General features: G+C 65.7%; 16 protein-coding genes and 1 pseudogene. 7 read left to right on the top strand and 10 right to left on the bottom strand.

What is annotated here, in order from left to right; translation table 11 throughout:
- Nucleotides 1–4: 4 nt before the first annotated feature.
- Nucleotides 5–592 carry a histidine phosphatase family protein gene (locus KNW02_RS17390; protein ID WP_216034503.1) on the top strand — a complete coding sequence of 196 codons (588 nt, stop codon included), beginning with the start codon at nt 5–7 and terminating at the stop codon, nt 590–592.
- A gap of 117 nt (nt 593–709) precedes the next feature.
- Here KNW02_RS17390 and madM read toward each other — a convergent pair whose 3' ends face one another.
- The 4 genes from madM to KNW02_RS17370 form a co-directional block, all read right to left on the bottom strand.
- A complete protein-coding gene (gene madM, locus KNW02_RS17385; protein WP_216034502.1) occupies nt 710–1,474 on the bottom strand; it encodes a malonate transporter subunit MadM in 765 nt (254 codons plus the stop codon).
- Nucleotide 1,475: 1 nt separating this feature from the next.
- A complete protein-coding gene (madL, locus tag KNW02_RS17380) occupies nt 1,476–1,871 on the bottom strand; it encodes a malonate transporter subunit MadL (RefSeq protein ID WP_216034501.1) in 396 nt (131 codons plus the stop codon).
- 65 nt (nt 1,872–1,936) lie between these two features.
- Nucleotides 1,937–3,445, bottom strand: a complete 1,509-nt coding sequence (locus KNW02_RS17375; protein ID WP_216034500.1) for a malonate--CoA ligase — start codon at nt 3,443–3,445, stop codon at nt 1,937–1,939.
- Nucleotides 3,446–3,466: 21 nt separating this feature from the next.
- The gene (locus KNW02_RS17370; RefSeq protein WP_252734047.1) at nt 3,467–4,801 is read right to left on the bottom strand and encodes a malonyl-CoA decarboxylase domain-containing protein; all 1,335 of its coding nucleotides are present in this window, start codon (nt 4,799–4,801) and stop codon (nt 3,467–3,469) included.
- Between the two features lie 125 nt (nt 4,802–4,926).
- Between KNW02_RS17370 and KNW02_RS17365 the strand changes: the two genes are divergently transcribed.
- Nucleotides 4,927–5,613, top strand: coding sequence for a GntR family transcriptional regulator (locus KNW02_RS17365; RefSeq protein ID WP_348524759.1), 687 nt, complete (start codon nt 4,927–4,929; stop codon nt 5,611–5,613).
- A gap of 177 nt (nt 5,614–5,790) precedes the next feature.
- Here the strand turns inward: KNW02_RS17365 and KNW02_RS17360 are convergent, their stop codons facing one another.
- From KNW02_RS17360 to KNW02_RS17350, 3 genes are read right to left on the bottom strand one after another with little or no spacing between them, the layout of a single operon-like run.
- Nucleotides 5,791–6,486: a hypothetical protein gene (locus KNW02_RS17360; RefSeq protein ID WP_216034499.1), complete on the bottom strand. Its 696-nt coding sequence runs from the start codon at nt 6,484–6,486 to the stop codon at nt 5,791–5,793.
- Between the two features lie 27 nt (nt 6,487–6,513).
- The gene (locus tag KNW02_RS17355; protein ID WP_216034498.1) at nt 6,514–7,251 is read right to left on the bottom strand and encodes a DUF5058 family protein; all 738 of its coding nucleotides are present in this window, start codon (nt 7,249–7,251) and stop codon (nt 6,514–6,516) included.
- Nucleotides 7,252–7,279: 28 nt separating this feature from the next.
- On the bottom strand, nt 7,280–8,443 hold the full coding sequence (locus KNW02_RS17350; protein WP_216034497.1) for an amidohydrolase: 1,164 nt from the start codon (nt 8,441–8,443) through the stop codon (nt 7,280–7,282).
- Nucleotides 8,444–8,587: 144 nt separating this feature from the next.
- Between KNW02_RS17350 and KNW02_RS17345 the strand changes: the two genes are divergently transcribed.
- Nucleotides 8,588–9,106: a MarR family winged helix-turn-helix transcriptional regulator gene (locus tag KNW02_RS17345; RefSeq protein ID WP_216034496.1), complete on the top strand. Its 519-nt coding sequence runs from the start codon at nt 8,588–8,590 to the stop codon at nt 9,104–9,106.
- Nucleotides 9,107–9,145: 39 nt separating this feature from the next.
- Here KNW02_RS17345 and KNW02_RS17340 read toward each other — a convergent pair whose 3' ends face one another.
- Nucleotides 9,146–10,633, bottom strand: a complete 1,488-nt coding sequence (locus KNW02_RS17340) for an amidase (RefSeq protein ID WP_216034495.1) — start codon at nt 10,631–10,633, stop codon at nt 9,146–9,148.
- A gap of 160 nt (nt 10,634–10,793) precedes the next feature.
- On the opposite strand from KNW02_RS17340, the gene KNW02_RS17335 reads away from it, so the two are divergent.
- Nucleotides 10,794–11,438, top strand: coding sequence for a GntR family transcriptional regulator (locus KNW02_RS17335; RefSeq protein ID WP_216034494.1), 645 nt, complete (start codon nt 10,794–10,796; stop codon nt 11,436–11,438).
- Nucleotides 11,439–11,458: 20 nt separating this feature from the next.
- Here the strand turns inward: KNW02_RS17335 and KNW02_RS17330 are convergent, their stop codons facing one another.
- On the bottom strand, nt 11,459–12,175 hold the full coding sequence (locus KNW02_RS17330; protein ID WP_216034493.1) for a winged helix-turn-helix domain-containing protein: 717 nt from the start codon (nt 12,173–12,175) through the stop codon (nt 11,459–11,461).
- Entirely contained in the window at nt 12,144–14,132 is a 1,989-nt protein-coding gene (locus KNW02_RS17325) for a hybrid sensor histidine kinase/response regulator (RefSeq protein WP_216034492.1), read from the bottom strand. Before KNW02_RS17325 ends, KNW02_RS17330 begins: the two co-directional genes overlap by 32 nt.
- Nucleotides 14,133–14,313: 181 nt before the next feature.
- On the opposite strand from KNW02_RS17325, the gene KNW02_RS17320 reads away from it, so the two are divergent.
- The 3 genes and pseudogenes from KNW02_RS17320 to KNW02_RS20945 all read left to right on the top strand — a co-directional run.
- On the top strand, nt 14,314–15,951 hold the full coding sequence (locus tag KNW02_RS17320) for an acyl-CoA synthetase (protein ID WP_216034491.1): 1,638 nt from the start codon (nt 14,314–14,316) through the stop codon (nt 15,949–15,951).
- A gap of 83 nt (nt 15,952–16,034) precedes the next feature.
- Nucleotides 16,035–16,793: an electron transfer flavoprotein subunit beta/FixA family protein gene (locus KNW02_RS17315; RefSeq protein ID WP_216034490.1), complete on the top strand. Its 759-nt coding sequence runs from the start codon at nt 16,035–16,037 to the stop codon at nt 16,791–16,793.
- Nucleotides 16,793–16,958: pseudogene (locus tag KNW02_RS20945) on the top strand (electron transfer flavoprotein subunit alpha/FixB family protein); the annotation flags it as partial. The gene KNW02_RS17315 and the pseudogene KNW02_RS20945, both read left to right, overlap by 1 nt.

Raw genomic sequence — 16,958 nt, 5'->3', positions numbered from 1 at the left:
TCCGATGCCTGCCCGTCGCCTGACCCTTGTCGCGCATGCCTCGACGCGCGGGCTGAGGTCGGCGGTTTTCGGCGCTCGCGACGACATTGATGCGGCCGGGCGGCAGGCGGCCGGGCACCTGTCCTCGGGGCTGGGAAAGGTTGACAGGCTGCTGATCAGCCCGGCGCCCGCAGCGGCCCAGACGGCGGCGGCGTTGGGGCTGAGCGGTGTGATCGACGATGCACTGCGCGATTGCGACTTTGGCCGCTGGAGCGGGCAGAGCTTCGGTCAGGTCCTGCGTCACGAGCCGCGCAGCCTCGTCTCCTGGATGCGCCGCCCGGAAACTGCGCCGCATGGTGGCGAAGCCGTTGCAGATCTGTGCGAACGCGTGGGTGTCTGGCTCGACGCCCGATCGCGCGAAAGGGGACGCGGTCTCGCGATCACCCACGCCTCGGTCATCCGCGCCGCAATCGTTCACGTCATCGGCGCGGGACCGGCCTCCTTCTGGCGCATCGACGTGGCCCCGCTGGCATTCGCCGATTTCCGCAGCAACGGCCGCCGCTGGGTGTTTCGCGGCCTCGGCGCGCCGCAGGCGGCGGAACGGGATGGCTGATCCGGGGCTTTTCCACCGGCGCGGCGGCACCCCGGATATTTCAGGACTATCCGGTTTGAGGGCGGCCGATGGCAACAACCATCGGCCGCCCTTCCAGTGGCACCCTCGGGGTCGCGATCAGCCGCCCATCAGGGCGCGGATCATGAAGTAGATCACCGACGGTCCCAGCAGGCAGCCGAGGCCGGTATAGAAGGTCGCCGTCATCGCGCCATAGGGCACCAGTCGCTTGTCGGTGGCGGCCAGCCCGCCGGCGACGCCGCTGGTGGTGCCCATCAGCCCGCCATAGGCCATGGCGGCCTTGGGATTGTTCAACCCGATCAGCGGCGCGATGAAGGGCGTGCCGATCATCACCAGCACCGATTTCACCAGACCCGCCGCCACCGACAGCGCCACGACCTCGCTTGAGGCGCCAAGGGCGGTGCCGGTCACCGGGCCGACGATATAGGTTGCGGCGCCGGCGCCCAGCGTGGTCATGCTGACCGCATCGGTATAGCCGAACATCAGCGCGATGATCGCGCCCACGATGAATGACAGGAAGATCCCCAGGATCAGCGACAGCACGCCGACCAGGCCCGAGCGGCGGATCTCGCTCAGATCCACGCCATAGGCGGTCGAGACGATGGCAAAGTCGCGCAGCATCGCGCCCCCCATCACCCCCAGCCCGGCGAACAGCGGAATATCCGCCATGCCCTTGCTGCCGCCGGTGAAGACCCCGCCGACATAGGCCAGCACCAGCCCGGCGATGATCGCCACGGCCGAGCCGTGGAACCGGCCGCTGGTCAGGTGGTGCGAGGCGTAATAGCTGGCCCACATGACCGCGCCGACAATCAGGAAGGCGAACAGCAGCCCGTTCTTGATCAGGACTTCGGCAAGCAGCTCCATCTCAGACCTCCTCTTCTTCGCTGACGGGGGGCAGGGGTTCCTCGGCCCCGCCGATGCGGGACAGAACCGGGACGAGGGACCAGCAGACACCCGTCGCAGCCACACCGGCCAGAAGGGCCACCGGCCCGCCGCCGACGGCCGAGACGACGTTCTGGGTCGAGGCCATGGCGACGACGATGGGAATATACATCGCGCTCCAGAACAGGACGCCCTCGGCGCTGTGCTGCGGGAAGCGCCCCGCCTTGCGCATCCGGTCGGTCAGCACGATCAGCAGTAGCATGGCAAAGCCCACGCCGCCGACATTCGCCTCGACCCCAAGCAGTACACCAAGCGCATCGCCCACGACCATGCCGGCCAGCAGGCAGCCCGCCAGAACGGCGACTCCGTAGATAATCATCGATCCACTCCTCCCTGGATCGGCGGTGGCGGGGCCTCCTCCGGCCCCGGCGACGCGCCTGTGGCCTATTTGTAAAGTTCGGCGTAGCTCTTGCGCAGTTCGGCCTTCTGGACCTTGCCCATGACGTTGCGGGGCAGTTCCTTGACGAACAGCACGCGCTTGGGCTGCTTGAAGCGGGCCAGCCGGTCGCCGATCTGGGCGATGACGCTGCCCTCGTCGAGGCTTGCGCCCGGTTGCGCCACCACGACCGCAGTGACGCCCTCGCCCAGATCGGGATGCGGCAGGCCGATCACGGCGCTTTCGACGACGCCGGGCAGATCGTCGATCAGCCCCTCGATCTCTTTCGGATAGACGTTATAGCCGCCCGAGATAACCAGATCCTTGTCGCGCCCGACGATGCGCAGATAGCCGTCCTCGCCGATCTGGCCCAGATCGCCGGTGATGAAGAAACGATCCGCGCGGAATTCGGCCGCGGTCTTTTCCGGCATCTTCCAGTAGCCTTCAAAGACGTTCGGGCCGCGCACCTCGATCGCTCCGATCTCGCCATCGGGCAGGGTCGCGCCGGTCTCGCGGTCGGTGACGCGGATCTCGATCCCCGGTAGGGCCATGCCCACGGCGCCCGGCTTGCGCGCGCCGTCATAGGGGTTCGTGGTGATCATGCAGGTCTCGGTCATGCCGTAACGTTCAAGGATCGGGTGCCCGGTCTTTTCCTCGAAGGCGCGGTGATCCTCGGCCAGCAGCGGGGCCGAGCCCGACACGAAGAGCCGCATGTTGGCGGTGGTGTCGCGGTTCAGCCGGTCGGATTTCAGAAGCCGTGTGTAAAAGGTCGGCACGCCCATCAGCACGGTCGCATCCGCCATCAGGTCGATCACCTGCTCGCCATCGAATTTCGTCAGCCAGATCATGGTGGCGCCGGCGACGATGCTCATGTTCGCGGCGACGAACAGGCCGTGGGTGTGAAAGATCGGCAGCGCGTGGATCAGCCGGTCATCGCCGCTATAGCGCCAGCTTTGCAGCAATGCCGCCGTGTTCGAGGCCAGGTTGCCATGCGTCAGGACCGCGCCCTTGGAGCGGCCCGTGGTCCCCGAGGTGTAGAGGATCGCGGCGTGGTCGCCCATCCCGCGGGCGACATGATCGCCGCGCGGCGCGGCGGCACCGGCCAGGTCCATCAGCGTGCCGTCGGCATCCGCGCCAAGGCTTTCGACCCGCAGATCGCCGCTTTCGCGGGCCTTGTGATCGGCCAGCGCCGCAGGGGTGCAGACGAACAGCCGCGGCGCCGCGTCACCGATGAAATAGTCGATCTCGGCCCCGGTATAGGCGGTGTTCAGCGGCAGATAGACCCCGCCGACCTGAAGCGTCGCCAGATAGAGGCAGATCGCCTCGGCGCTTTTTTCGGTCTGCACGGCCACGCGGTCGCCCGGCTGCACGCCGGTCTCGGTCAGCACGGCGGCCAGGCGCTGCACCAGATCGCGCGCCTCGGCATAGCTGATATCAGCCGCGCCGGGGCGTTCGAACAGCGCCTTGCCGGGAACGGCATCGACTGAGGCCAGAAAGCTTTCATAGATGGTCTGCATTAGTCTCCTCCCTTAGCAGGTTCAGCGGGCCAGGACGGCGGCCAGGGGCGCGCCGGTGGCGATGGTTCCGTCGCGGACAAAGGCCTCGTGCTGGGCCTCGATCTCGGCGGGTTCGTAGAGATAGTTGATCATCAGCCCGTGGGCGCGCCGGATCGCGCCGTCGGACAGGTCGCCCGGCCAGTTGACGCGCCAGGCGGCGGCGCCGTTGCCCAGATGAAAGCGGGCGACCGGGTCGCGCGGCGCGCCGGATTTCGTCCGCGCGCCGGTGAAGTACCGTGCCGCCAGCGCCTCGACCTGCGGCTTCAACCGCGCGGCCTCGTCCCTGTCGTTCAGCCAGGCGCCCAGGTCCAACTCGGCGGAGAGATCCGCCGCCTGCGGGTCTTCGCCGCTGGCCAGCCATGCCGCGAAACCGGGTGCGGGCGACAGCGTGACGAATGTTTTCAGCGCCGGCAGTTCGGCGGCCAGTTCGGCCACGACCTGCTTGATCAGGAAATTGCCGAAGGACACGCCCTTCAGCCCTTCCAGCGTGTTGTTGATCGAATAGAATACCGCCGTCGTGGCATCGTCCGCCGCGGCCCTGCGCGGTGCGGTCAGGATCGGCGCGATCTCGGCCGGGATGTCGCGGGTCAGGGCGACCTCGACAAAGATCAGCGGCTCATTTCCCGTGGCCGGATGGAAGAAGGCGTAAAAGCGCCGGTCGGCCGGGTCCAGGCGGCGGCGCAGATCCTCCCACCCCTTCATCGGGTGGACGGTCTCATAGTTCATGATCTTTTCCAGAACGGCGGCCGGGGTGGACCAGTCGATCCGCTCGATCCTGAGGAAGCCACGGTTGAACCAGGACGCGAAAAGATGCGCGAAATCCGCATCCAGTGGCGCCAGCGACGGATCTTTCCGCATCGCGGCCAGCAGATCGGCGCGCATGTTGACCAGCTTCAGCGTGGCCCCCGGCGCGGTGTTCAGGCGGCGCAGCAGCGTCTGGCGCGGCGGCTCGACCGCATTGAACAGCGGCACCAGCGTTCCCGCCGACGGATCGGCGTCATAGGCGGCAAAGGCGGCGCGGATATGCGCGGGATCGGGGCTGAACCCGTCGCGTATCTGGGCGAAGAAACCCGCCTTCTGGCCCGCGTCCAGTTCGGCATAGGCCGCCAGCGCCTGTTCGGCCACCGCCATGCGGGCGGCATCGCCGATCCGTCCCATCAGCACGTCGCAGGCGGCGATCAGGCGTTCGGGCGCGGGCCGCGACAGGGCCCGGCGCGCGGCCGTTTCATCCAGCACGGCGGTGTCGCGGCCGGCCTTGTCGCCGCCGGTGATGGCCTGAACCAGATCAGTCAGAAAGGCGAGTCTCGGGCGTGCCATGATATGTCCTCCTGCATCTCTTATACACATTTCAATTCATGTTGTATATAACAAATAATACGTTGGATGTTACCCTGTGATGTGTTAAATTCCATAGACTTTGCAGAAGCTTGAAGGACGGCGCCGTGGATCGCCCCGCAAGAATGACCGCGCAGCAGATCAGGCAGGCGCTGGAAAACCAGATCGTGGACGGCCGATTCGTCCCCGGCGAGAAGCTTGATCCCGAGGCTCTGGCGGTCGAGTTTTCCTGCTCACGCACCCCGATCCGCGAGGCGCTGCAGGCCCTGGAGGCCTCGGGCCTTGTCCGGGTCGAGCCCAAGCGCGGCACCTTCATCACCGAACTGGGTGTCGTCGAACTGACCGAGCGTTTCGAGGTCATGGCCGAACTGGAGGCGATGTGCGCAAGGCTGGCCGCCGGTCGCGGGGCCGATCACGAGGTCGAGGCGATCAAGGCGGCGCAGCGCGGCTGCGAAGAGGCCGCGAATACCGGCGACAGCGACGCCTATTATCACCAGAACACGGTCTTTCATCAGGCCATCTACGCGGCCTCGGGGAACCGGTTCCTGGAAAGCGAGGCATTGCGGCTGCAGATCGTGCTGCAGCCCTATCGCCGCCGGCAGGTGCAGCTGCGCGGCCGGATGGCCCGGTCGCTGGCCGAGCATCAGAGGATCACCGATCTGATCGAGGCCGGCGAGGCCGAAGGGGCCGCAGCCGAAATGAAGGCGCATGTCATCATTCAGGGCGACCGCTTTCACGAGTTGATCGCCTCGCTGCGTCTGGATGATCGCGCCCAGGCGCATCCGGACGGATAGGCCAATCGGCCGGCCGGTTCCGCGACTCGGCCTGACCCGGCGAGAAGATTCAGTTGACAGGACCGCGCCTTGTGACGGGCGCGGTCCTGTCGGTGTGCATGAAGGCGGGTGCCGGCCTTGGCCCGCGGCGCAGGGGATACCACCTGGTCGTCAGGTGGCCCCCCTGCGCGAAGGCGTTCACGCCGCTGTTTCCACCGGCTTCTTCTGACAGCCCATGTTCAGCAGAACCGCCAGGATGATCGCCAGAATGCCGGCGGCGGCCGATCCGTAGATTTCCGAGATCGGCGACAGGAACACCGCAAGTCCGGCCAGCAGCCCGGTCATCGCATTGCGGCGGGTGGCGCTGTTGACGAACATCACCAGCACCGCGCCGTAAAGCGCCGGCAGGGTATAGTTCTTGATGGCGTCGGCGACGGGCGTGGGCAGGACCGCGATCAGGGCGCCGCCGATCAGCACGACCGCGATGAGGAAGACGAGGTTGACGATCACCGAGACGGCGATCCCCAGCACTGCGGCGACCTCGGCCCGGCGGGTGCCGGTCTCGGCCTGAATGGCGCTCTGGCAGGAGATGGCCACCGGCATCCGCATGTTCCCGATATTGCCCGAGAGAAAGCTCATGTAGGTGCCGCAGACGCCCAGAACCGGGAAGTAGGAGATCGGTTCGACCACCCACATGATGCCGACGAAGGCGGCGATGGCCAGAAAGCCCTGCATGATCGGCCCGATGCCGGGATAGGCGCCCAGCACGAAGGACAGGTAGAGCGCGGGCAGCACGCACAGGACCATGGCGACCAGAACGGTCGAGCGGCCAATGCGATGCGCGCGGGGAATGAATTCGCCTCTGTAGAAGCTGTCGATGGATTGATCGGTCATTGTCATGTTCCTCCCGAAAACTGTATCTCAGGCCAGCGCGTGGCTGGCGATGTAACCGGCCGCAAGCCCGCCGATCAGCGCAAAGCCGACCGCCCATTCGCGCAACCAGGCGCGATGCTTGCCCGCCGCGTGCAGCAGGATCATGGCCGCCGCCGCCGAGATCGTCGCGATCAGATCGTCCGTCGCCACGGTGACATTGCTGAGCCAGCTCTTGTCGATCGCGGCATTGGCGCCCAGCAGGGAAAAGATGGCGATGGGCGTCGCGGTGCCGATGGCGCGGATCAGGGCCGGATTGCTGGCCGACATGCGGTCCTGCGCCCGGTCAAGGCTTTTCGTCATGAAGAAGGTCGAGATCAGCCAGCCCATGCCGCCCAGCGTCATCACCCAGACCGATGCCGTGAAGGCCTCGAGCGTATAGCTGTCGGTGCCCAGTTCCGCCCCGACCGCCTTGGCGCCCTGGTCGGCGGCGACGAATTCAAACACCGCCGAGCCGATGACGCCGACCCGCATCAGCGTGACCGGCCCGCCGACCATGGCGACCAGCGTGACCGCCACGAAGAAGACCGCGATCGCCGGCCCGATCGAGTTGATCGTCGCGGTCTTGTAGACGATGCCCCGCTCGGCCGGGGTCAGGATGCCGAAGCGGTTCGAGAAATTCAGCGTCATGCGCAGAAACATCAGCGCCTGCACGACCACGATGCTGACCACGAGGAGGGCGAAAAGCCACAGCGCCATCCCGTTTGCGGTCTGAAGGACCTGTTCCATGTCGTTCTTTCCTTATCAGGTTGGCGGTTCAGGCCAGTTCTTTCTGAACCAGGTTGCAGAAATAGCTGGCGACGACCGGCATGATCTCGTCGTTGAAATCGAAGCCGGGGTTATGCGGCATCGCGCCGGGACCGGCGCCGACCCAGATGTAGTTGCCGGGCAGATCCCCGATCATGTAGGCGAAATCCTCGCTGCCGGTGATCGGCCTGATGTTGCCATCGACCTTGTCGGCGCCGACCGTCTCGATCGCGGCCGCGACGGCCACGGCAGTCGCCTCGGGATCGTTGACCAGCGGCACGAAAATCTCTTCGAATTCGACCTCGACGCTGCCGCCATAGGTTTCCGTCACGCCCTTCGCCACGGCTTCCAGCCGCTCGGCCATCTGGGTCCCGATCTGCTTGTCGAAGAAGCGCAGGCAGCCTTTCAGCGTCGCCTTGTCAGGAATGACGTTGAAGCTGTTGGTGCCGGCATAGACATCGGTGAACGAGACGATGCCGGTCTCGGTCGGGTCGATGTTCCGGGCGACGATGCTTTGCGCCGTCGTCACGATATTCGCGGCGATCTGCGTGGCATCGACCGTGGATTGCGGCATGGCGGCATGACCGCCCCGGCCCTGAACGCGGATGGTGAAGAAGATGCTGCCCGCCATCAGCCGGCCGGGCCGGGTGAACATGCTGCCCGTCTCCCAGCCGGGGATGTTGTGATAGGCATAGATGCGGTCGCAGGGAAAGCGGTCCAGCAGCCCGTCCTTCAGCATGGCCAGCGCACCGCCAAGACCTTCCTCGGCCGGCTGGAAGATGAAATGCACCTTGCCGGCGAAGTCGCGGTTGCGCGACAGGTGCCAGGCGGTCGCCAGCAGTGTGGCGGTGTGGCCGTCATGGCCGCAGGCATGCATGACGCCCGGAACCTTCGACGAATAGGGCTTGCCGGTCTCTTCCTCGATCGGCAGCGCGTCCATGTCGGCGCGCAGGCCGATGGACCGGTTCGAGGGGCGCTTGCCATGCAGCACGCCGACGATGCCGGTGCCGCCGATGCCGGTATGGATCTCGTCCATGCCGAATTCCTTCAACTTCGCCTCGACCATCTCGGCCGCGAAGGTCTCCTGAAAGCCAAGGCCCGGGTTTTCATGCATGGCCTGGCGCCATTCGGCGAAGGTGCCCTGCTTGGCGACGATATCTTCGATAACTCCCATTTCATCCTCCGAATCGATTAGATGTTGTCTCTGTCTAAGATTATCTTATATTGCGACTATTGAACAAAGCGATAATTTACGCTTTGATCGTTTTCATGCCGCCCCCCGACGGGACGCGGTCGTGAACCTCACAGGAAGGGCTGCATGTTCAGGAACTGGTCAAAGGCCTTTCGGCAGGGGAATGCCGCTTACAAGCTGAACATGCTGGCAAATGCCGTGAACGAGACGGTTCAGGAACACTTTCTCAACGTGGTCGGACTGGACATCCGCACCATTCGCGTCCTGCGGCTGATCGACGACAATCCCGGCATCACCTTTGCCGAGATCGTCGACCTGGGCGCGATGGAGCGAAGCCTCGTCTCACGCCTGATTCAGGTGCTGGTCCGGGGCAATCACATCGAGCGCCGCAACGATGAGCGTGACGCCCGCCGCTTCGGGCTGCACAGCACCCCGTTCGGCAGCGCCGCGCGCCGCCGGGCCGACCTGCTGTCCGAGACCGGGCTGAAGCTGTTGTTCCGGCATCTCGAACCGTCCGAAGTCGCGGCCTTCATCGGCACGATGGAGAAGCTGGCCCAATGGGTCGACAGCGACCAGTTCGAGCAGGAGGCCGGGGCACGCTTTGACGAAGCGGCGCAGCAGGCGCGGACGATGCGGGATCGCTGACGCGACCTTCCCCGCCCGGGCCTCGCCCGCGCCGATCTGCTATCCCTGCCGGACCACCGGGTCGATCGGCCCGAGCGGTCCGCCGGCCGAGATCTCGACCACGCGCGCCGCCGCCAGCAACGCAGCCTCGCCACGCAGCTTTCCGATCAGTTGCAGCCCGACGGGCAGGCCGCGCGGCCCGATCCCGGCCGGGACCGAGATCGCCGGCAGGCCGGTGACGGTTGCCAGGAAGGCAAAGCGCAGCCAGTCCATGTAACCGGTCAGGTGCCGTCCACCGACCTCGCGCACCCACTCTTCCTCTTGCGGATGGGGCAGGCAGCCGACGGTCGGCAGCGCCAGCACATCGAAGCGGTCGAACAGGCGCAGCATGTTACGGTAGAGGATCGTGCGGTCCAACTGGGCGTCGGCGATATCAGCCATGGTCAGCGCCTCGCCGAAGGCCATGTTTTCCTCAAGCGTGGGCTTGAAGTGCCGCCTGATCGCATCGGGCAACCGGCGGCCCATGGTCGCCCACATCTCGCCGCGCAGGACATGATAGGTCCGTTCCAGATTGGGCAGGGCGGGGCAGGTTTCCTCGACCGTTGCCCCCTCGCGTTCCAGCGCCGTCATGACGCCGCGCAGATGCGTTTCGACCTCGGCATCGACCGGCGAGAAGCCGTTCAGATCGGTCGTGAAGGCGATCTTCAGGCGCGGATCGGCGCGTTCGACGGCATCTTGGAACGAGGTGTCCGGCGCCGGGTAGGAAATCGGGAAACGCGGCTCGTATCCCGCCATGGAATCCAGAAACAGCGCGCAATCCCGCACCGTGCGGGCCATCGGCCCCTGCGCGCCCTCGATCATGAAGCCGATCGCATCGGACCCGCCGCCGGCGCGACCGGGGCTGGGCCGCAGCCCGACAATGCCGCAAAAGGCCGCCGGGGTCCTGAGCGAACCGCCATGATCCGACCCGTGGCTGAGCCAGACCTCGCCCGCCGCAAGCGATGCCGCGGCCCCGCCTGACGAGCCGCCGGCGTTCAGTCGCGTATCCCAGGGATTGAGCGTTGGGCCGAAGACATCGTTGAACGTGTTGCCGCCCGCGCCGAATTCCGGCGTGTTGGTCTTGCCGACCACGACGCCGCCCCGCGCCTCAAGCCGCTCGACCAGCGGATCGGAGGCTTCGGGAACGAAATCCGCAAGGCCGCGGGTGCCGAAGGTCGTGCGGACACCGGCCACGGCGGTCAGGTCCTTGATGGCGATCGGCAGGCCGGCCAGCCAGCCGGGATGATCCGCCGCCGAGAAATCGAGCTTTTGCGCGGCGGCGCGGGCGCGGTCCTCGCAAAGGATCGGCGTGGCGTTGATGGCCGGCTCGACCGCCCGCAGCCGGGTGAATGCGGCATCCAGCAATTCGGCGGGCGAAACCTCGCGCCGCTTCAGCAGGCTGACCACCTCGGTGGCGTCAAGACGGCACAGATCCGGCCCGGTAAAGGCTGGCCGCGGTTGCTGATGCGGTGTCTTTGGCGATGACGCAAATTCTGCGTTGGTGGTCATGACCTCCCCCTCCATGACAGTAGCGATGGATGCACAATCCATCAGAACGGGCGATTCGTCAACTATAAATATAATTATAGATAGTGTAATTATAGCATCAGTGACGACAGGCTATGTGATACTGCCGGCTGAATGAGATAAATCAAGGAGTTGCTTTGGGATGGGCGCGCAGGCCGATCAGGTTCGGGACGACATTCTGGCTCGGGTGCAGGGCCGCCTTCTGATGCCGGGCGACCGCATCGACGAGGTTGACCTGCGCGAGCGGCTGAGATTGTCCGTCACGCCGATTCGCGAGGCGCTGATCGCGCTGGAGACCCTGGGCGTGGTCGAGCGCCGGCCGAGGGACGGTGCCCGCATCGCCGCCTTGGATGCCGAAGGGCTGATGAAGATGATCGAGGTCCTGGCCGAAGCCGAGGGCGCCCTGGCCTTCCGCGCCGCCCGGCGGATCAACCCGGCCCAGGCCGAGCGTCTGCAACAGGCCGCGCGCGCCTGTCGCGACTGGCTGAAGGCCGGCACGGGCGACGGCTATTACGACCTGAACCTCGATTTCCATCGCAGCATCATGGCGGCCGCGGGCAATGAATACCTGAGCCAGATGGCCCTGGGGGCCGCCAACAGGCTGATCGGCTATCTTGCCGCGCGGCACCGGCTTCTGGGCGAGGCGGAAGCCTCGGTTCGGGACCATGAAGAAATCACATCGGCGATTCTGGATGCGGCGGGCGACCGGGCGCGCGCCCTGATGATCGCGCATGTCAGCTTCAGCGACACGATGGCGCTGGATGTGATCAACGCGCTGCGCCGCTGAGCGTGGAGCACCGCGCGGCGTCAGGTGGCCTGCGCCGAGGGCACCGGGCAGAAGACATAGCCGGCACCATACACCGTCCGGATGATGCTGGGTGAATAGGGATCGTCGCGCAGCTTCTTTCGCAGACGGCTGATGCGGGCATCCATGCTGCGGTCGGTGGGTTCGTCCGCCCGTCCGGTGGTTGCATCAAGCAACTGGTTGCGGCTGAGGACCCGCCCCGGCGCATCGGTGAAGGCAGAGAGCAGCGTCGCCTCGGCGGCGCTGAGCTGCATCACCTCGCCATCGCTGTGCGACAGCGTGCAGGCCTCGAAATCGGCGGTCCAGTCACCAAAGCACGCGATCCTTCCCGAAGCCGTTGCCGGGCCTCCCCTGACCGGCTGACTGCGCCGCAGGACCGCCTTGACCCGGGCCGCCAGTTCGCGCGGCTCGAAGGGTTTGACGATATAGTCATCGGCGCCCACCTCCAGCCCGACCACACGGTCCGTCAACTGCCCGCGACCGGTGACGATGATCTTCGGCACCGAGGCGGGCAGGCCGCCATGCACGACGCTGAGGCCGTCCCCGTCCGGCAGGCTGAGATCGACAAGGCAGAGGTCCGGCGCCTTCAGGGCGACCGCGCGCTGGAAATCGGCCAGCCGGCGAAAGGTTCTGACCTCGGTTCCCTGCTGCTCCAGCGTGCGTGTGATCAGCCGGGCAATGTCTGCGTCATCCTCGACCAGATAGATCAGCGGTTTCATTCGGCGCGGCCCCCCGATCCGGCAGCACGACGGCCTTTTGCAGGGCGTCGCGCAGATCCTCGTCGGTAAAGGGTTTGGCCAGAAAGGGAACATTGGCAAGCCTATTGTTGGCCCGCGTCGGATCGGTCTTGCCGCTCATCAGCACGACGGGCAGGGCGGGCTGCCGGTCGCAGAGGCGTTCGGCCAGGGCGCAACCGTCCAGCCTGCCGGGCATGTCGATATCCGAGAGGACGATCTCGATGCCGTGGACCTGCTCGATCAGGACCAGGGCCTCGTCGGCGCTGCCGACCTCGATCAGATGATGGCCAAGCCTGCCGATCTGCCTGCGGATGGCGCGGCGGACATCCGGGTCATCCTCGACCAGCAGGATCAGCCTTGGCTGGTCGTCGGGCGGGGCAGGGGTGTGCGATGACGGAGCCGGGGCGGATACGCTGCCGCCATGATCCACGGGCAGCATGATGGTAAAGACCGTGCCATGGTCCGGCCGGCTGTCGACCCAGATCGCGCCGTTCGACTGACGGACGAAGCGATAGACCATCGACAGGCCCAGCCCCGACCCCTTGCCGGCCGCCTTGGAGGTGACGAAGGGCTCGAAGATCTTTTCGGCCATGTCGGGCGACATGCCGCAGCCATCGTCCGACACGCGCAGGCGGATATAGTCGCCCGCGCGCATGTGGTGGAAACCCGCCTCATCGGGTTGCAGCGCGTAGAGCGATGTCTCGATGCGGATCGTGCCCTGGCCCTCGGTCGCGTCACGCGCGTTCATCGCCAGGTTCAGCAGGGCCATTTCAAGCTGCGCCTGATCGACCATCGCAAGGGGCAGGTCATCGCCATGGTCCTGCACCAGCCGCAGGCTGCCTGGCAGGGTGGCGGCCAGCAATTTGCAGATATCCTCGATCGCGTCGGGAATGGCGGTCGGCTGCGGATCAAGCTCTTCCCGCCGTGCGAGCGTCAGCAGTCGTTTCGTCAGCGCCGAGCCCCGCCGCGCCGCCGAGATCGCGGGCGTCAGAAACTCGCTGACCAGTTCCGCATCATCCAGCCCCTCGGCGAGGGGCACCAGATTGCCAAGGATCACCGTCAGCAGATTGTTGAAATCATGTGAAATTCCGCTGGCCAGCCGCCCAAGCGCATCCATCTTCTGCGACCGCATCAGCGCGTTGCTGGTGGCCTTGCGCCGGGTGATGTCGATCGACAGCAGATAAAACCCCGCAGCCTCGCCCGAGGCCGGCCGTTCCGGCCGCAACAGCGTGCGAATGTCTTTGAACCGCCCGCCCGGCAGTTCGATCTGCATCTCGAAATCGACCAGCGCGCCGCGTCGGGACTGCTCGAAGAACTTCCGCGATTCCGACAGCGTGCGCGGATGCAGGACTTCGGCCGCATTCAGGCCGATCGCCGCCGAGGCTTCCAGCCCGTAGGCATGGGCAAAGCGCTTGTTCACATAGAGAAAATTCATGTCCTCGTCGAGATGCGCGATCCCGGCGGGAACCTCGTCCGCGATCAGCCCAAGCCGCTGTTCGCTCAGGTGCAGCGCGCTGGTCTTTCGCGCCACCTCCTCGCGCAGGATTTCGCGCTGGCGGACCACGTCGGTGATGTCGGTATAGGTGGTGACAAAGCCGCCGCTGGGCAGCGGGTGGCCCTCGATCTCGATGCTGCTGCCGTCGGCACGCCGGCGTTGCATACGATGGCGCCGGAACTGCCGGGCGATGGCGACGCGTTCGGCGATCTGGGCGGCCGCATCGCCGGGGCCGTAATCGCCTTTCCGGGCATTGAAGGCGATGAAGCTTTCGAAATCGGCGCCGGGAAAAGCCATGCTTCTCGGATAGCCGTAGATCGCCAGAAAGGTGCTGTTCCAGGCGACCAGCTTCAGCGACTGGTCGAAGATCGTCACGCCCTGCGCCACATGCTCCAACCCCTCGAGGATGTGGCGCATCTTTTCGCCATGTTCCAATCCGTCCATCGAGAACCCTTCCCGGAAGAGACCACGCATGCAGGATCGGCGCTTTTCGGCATTGCGCAAGTCTTGCGGCACAGCCGTCACAATTGAGTACATTTCGCGCAAACTGCGGCAACACTGTATGGCTAATAGATGCCGTCATGGCGCGCAGGCTGTCGTCACACATTGTCTTCGGGGAAAAAGAATGGCTGAGCACTCGAACATCTACGAACTCGGGCTGGACCGGAATCCGGCGAATTTCGTGCAACTGACGCCGCTTTCCTTCATCGAGCGCACGGCCTCGGTCTATCCCGACCTGCAGGCGGTCAGCTATGGCGAGGTGCGGCGCAGCTGGGCCGAAACCTATGCCCGCACCCGCCGTCTGGCCAGTGCCCTGGTGGGCCGCGGGATCGGCAAGGGCGACACGGTTTCGGTCGTCGCCGCCAACATTCCGGAAATGTTCGAGGCGCATTTCGGCGTGCCGATGTCGGGCGCCGTGCTGAACACCATCAACACCCGTCTGGACGCCGAGGCCATCGCCTTCATCCTCGATCACGCCGAGGCCAAGGTGCTGCTGGTCGATCCGGAATTTTCCGAAGTGGTCGACCGCGCCGTGAAGATCGCGCACCGCCCCGAGATGCTGGTCGTCGATATCGAGGACCCTAGCTTCGAGGGCGGCAGCCGCATCGGCCGCCTGACCTATGAGGATCTGCTGGCCGAGGGCGATCCGGATTTCGCCTGGTCGCTGCCCGGCAGCGAATGGGACGCGATCAGCCTGAACTATACCTCGGGCACCACGGGCGACCCGAAGGGCGTCGTCTATCACCACCGCGGCGCGGCGCTGAACGCCATGTCGAACATCATGACCTGGGGCATGGGCCAGCATTCGCATTACCTCTGGACCCTGCCGATGTTCCATTGCAACGGCTGGTGCTTTCCCTGGACCATCGCGGCCAATGCCGGGCTCTGCGTCTGCCTGCGCGCGGTGCGGCCCGAGCCGATCTTCCAGCTGATCCGCGACGAGAAGGTGACGCATTTCTGCGGCGCGCCGATCGTCCTGCAGATGCTGGTGAACGCGCCCGACGCGCTGAAGGACTTCACCCATGAGGTGAAGGTGATGACGGCCGGCGCCCCTCCCCCCGCCGCCGTCATCGCCAATATGGAGGCGATGGGCGTCGAGGTGACGCAGGTCTATGGCCTGACCGAGACCTACGGCCCCTCGGTGGTCAGCGCCTGGCAGTCGAAATGGGACGGGGTCGATGCCGACCAGCGGTCGCGGCTGAAGGCGCGGCAGGGGGTCAGGAACATCGCGCTGGACGGGTTGATGGTGGCCGATCCCGAGACTCTGGCACCGCTGCCGGCGGATGGTCGGACCATCGGCGAGATCTTCATGCGCGGCAACAACGTCATGCGCGGTTATCTCAAGAACCCCACGGCCAGCGCGAAGGCGTTCAAGGGCGGCTGGTTCGCCTCGGGCGATCTGGGGGTCATGCATCCCGACGGCTATGTCGAGATCAAGGACCGCTCCAAGGATATCATCATCTCGGGCGGCGAGAACATTTCTTCGGTCGAGGTCGAGGACGTACTCTATCGCCACCCCGACGTGATGGAGGCGGCGGTGGTCGCACGGCCGGACGAGAAATGGGGCGAGACGCCCTGCGCCTTCATCACCGTGAAGCCGGGCCGCAGCCTGACCGCCGAGGAGATGACCGAGTTCTGCCGCCAGCACATGGCCCGCTTCAAGGTGCCGAAGACCTTCATCTTCGACGAACTGCCCAAGACCTCGACCGGAAAGATCCAGAAATTCATGCTGCGCGACCGTGCCAAGGCGCTGAACAGCTGATCGCAACCCCAAGACCGGCCGACAGAAGTGACAGGGTACGACGCCCCTGGTCCTCCCCGGTTTGCCAGAACAAGGAGAAATCGATGAAAATCCTGGTCCCCGTGAAACGGGTCATTGATTACAACGTCAAGCCCAAGATCAGAGGCGACAACTCGGGTGTCGATCTTGCGAATGTGAAGATGTCGATGAACCCGTTTGACGAGATTGCGGTGGAGGAGGCGATCCGTCTGAAGGAGAAGGGGGTGGCCGAGGAGGTCATCGCCGTCTCGATCGGGGTCAAGCAGGCGGCCGAGACGCTGCGCACCGCGCTTGCGATGGGCGCCGACCGGGCGATCCTGGTGGTGGCGGCCGATGACGTGCACACGGATATCGAGCCGCTGGCAGTGGCGAAGATCCTGAAGGCCGTCATTGACGCGGAACAGCCGGGCCTCGTGATCGCCGGCAAGCAGGCGATCGACAATGACATGAACGCGACGGGGCAGATGCTGGCCGCACTTCTGGGCTGGCCGCAGGCGACCTTCGCCTCGAAGGTCGAGATCGAGGGCGAGGCCGCGAAGGTCACCCGCGAGGTCGATGGCGGCTTGCAGACGATCAGCGTGAAACTGCCCGCCATCGTCACCGCCGACCTGCGCCTGAACGAGCCGCGCTATGCGAGCCTGCCGAACATCATGAAGGCGAAGAAGAAGCCGCTGGATGAGAAGACGGCGGCCGATTACGGCGTCGATGTCTCGCCCCGGCTGGAAGTGGTCTCGACCCGCGAGCCCGAGGGCCGCAGCGCCGGCATCAAAGTCGGCTCGGTCGATGAGCTTGTCACGAAACTGAAGGAAGCGGGGGTGATCTGATGGCTGTTCTGCTGCTGGGTGAAGTCACCAATGGAGAGTTGAACGCGGATGCCACGGGCAAGGCCGTGGGGGCGCTGAAGGGCCTGGGCGATGTGACCGTGCTCTGCGCCGGGGCCCATGCGAGGGACGCCGCCGCCGGGGCCGCGAAGATCGCCGGCGTCGCGA

It is taken from the genome of Paracoccus marinaquae (assembly GCF_018860165.1).
Classification (GTDB): domain Bacteria; phylum Pseudomonadota; class Alphaproteobacteria; order Rhodobacterales; family Rhodobacteraceae; genus Paracoccus; species Paracoccus marinaquae.
This window is presented reverse-complemented; position numbering and strand designations above follow the sequence as displayed.

Bases quoted from the DNA above. Each gene is read 5' to 3' on its own strand.
- KNW02_RS17390 (WP_216034503.1), top strand. From the start codon at position 5: ATGCCTGCCCGTCGCCTGACCCTTGTCGCGCATGCCTCGACGCGCGGG.
- madM (WP_216034502.1), bottom strand. From the start codon at position 1,474: ATGGAGCTGCTTGCCGAAGTCCTGATCAAGAACGGGCTGCTGTTCGCC.
- madL (WP_216034501.1), bottom strand. From the start codon at position 1,871: ATGATTATCTACGGAGTCGCCGTTCTGGCGGGCTGCCTGCTGGCCGGC.
- KNW02_RS17375 (WP_216034500.1), bottom strand. From the start codon at position 3,445: ATGCAGACCATCTATGAAAGCTTTCTGGCCTCAGTCGATGCCGTTCCC.
- KNW02_RS17370 (WP_252734047.1), bottom strand. From the start codon at position 4,801: ATGGCACGCCCGAGACTCGCCTTTCTGACTGATCTGGTTCAGGCCATC.
- KNW02_RS17360 (WP_216034499.1), bottom strand. From the start codon at position 6,486: ATGACCGATCAATCCATCGACAGCTTCTACAGAGGCGAATTCATTCCC.
- KNW02_RS17355 (WP_216034498.1), bottom strand. From the start codon at position 7,251: ATGGAACAGGTCCTTCAGACCGCAAACGGGATGGCGCTGTGGCTTTTC.
- KNW02_RS17350 (WP_216034497.1), bottom strand. From the start codon at position 8,443: ATGGGAGTTATCGAAGATATCGTCGCCAAGCAGGGCACCTTCGCCGAA.
- KNW02_RS17345 (WP_216034496.1), top strand. From the start codon at position 8,588: ATGTTCAGGAACTGGTCAAAGGCCTTTCGGCAGGGGAATGCCGCTTAC.
- KNW02_RS17340 (WP_216034495.1), bottom strand. From the start codon at position 10,633: ATGACCACCAACGCAGAATTTGCGTCATCGCCAAAGACACCGCATCAG.
- KNW02_RS17335 (WP_216034494.1), top strand. From the start codon at position 10,794: ATGGGCGCGCAGGCCGATCAGGTTCGGGACGACATTCTGGCTCGGGTG.
- KNW02_RS17330 (WP_216034493.1), bottom strand. From the start codon at position 12,175: ATGAAACCGCTGATCTATCTGGTCGAGGATGACGCAGACATTGCCCGG.
- KNW02_RS17325 (WP_216034492.1), bottom strand. From the start codon at position 14,132: ATGGACGGATTGGAACATGGCGAAAAGATGCGCCACATCCTCGAGGGG.
- KNW02_RS17320 (WP_216034491.1), top strand. From the start codon at position 14,314: ATGGCTGAGCACTCGAACATCTACGAACTCGGGCTGGACCGGAATCCG.
- KNW02_RS17315 (WP_216034490.1), top strand. From the start codon at position 16,035: ATGAAAATCCTGGTCCCCGTGAAACGGGTCATTGATTACAACGTCAAG.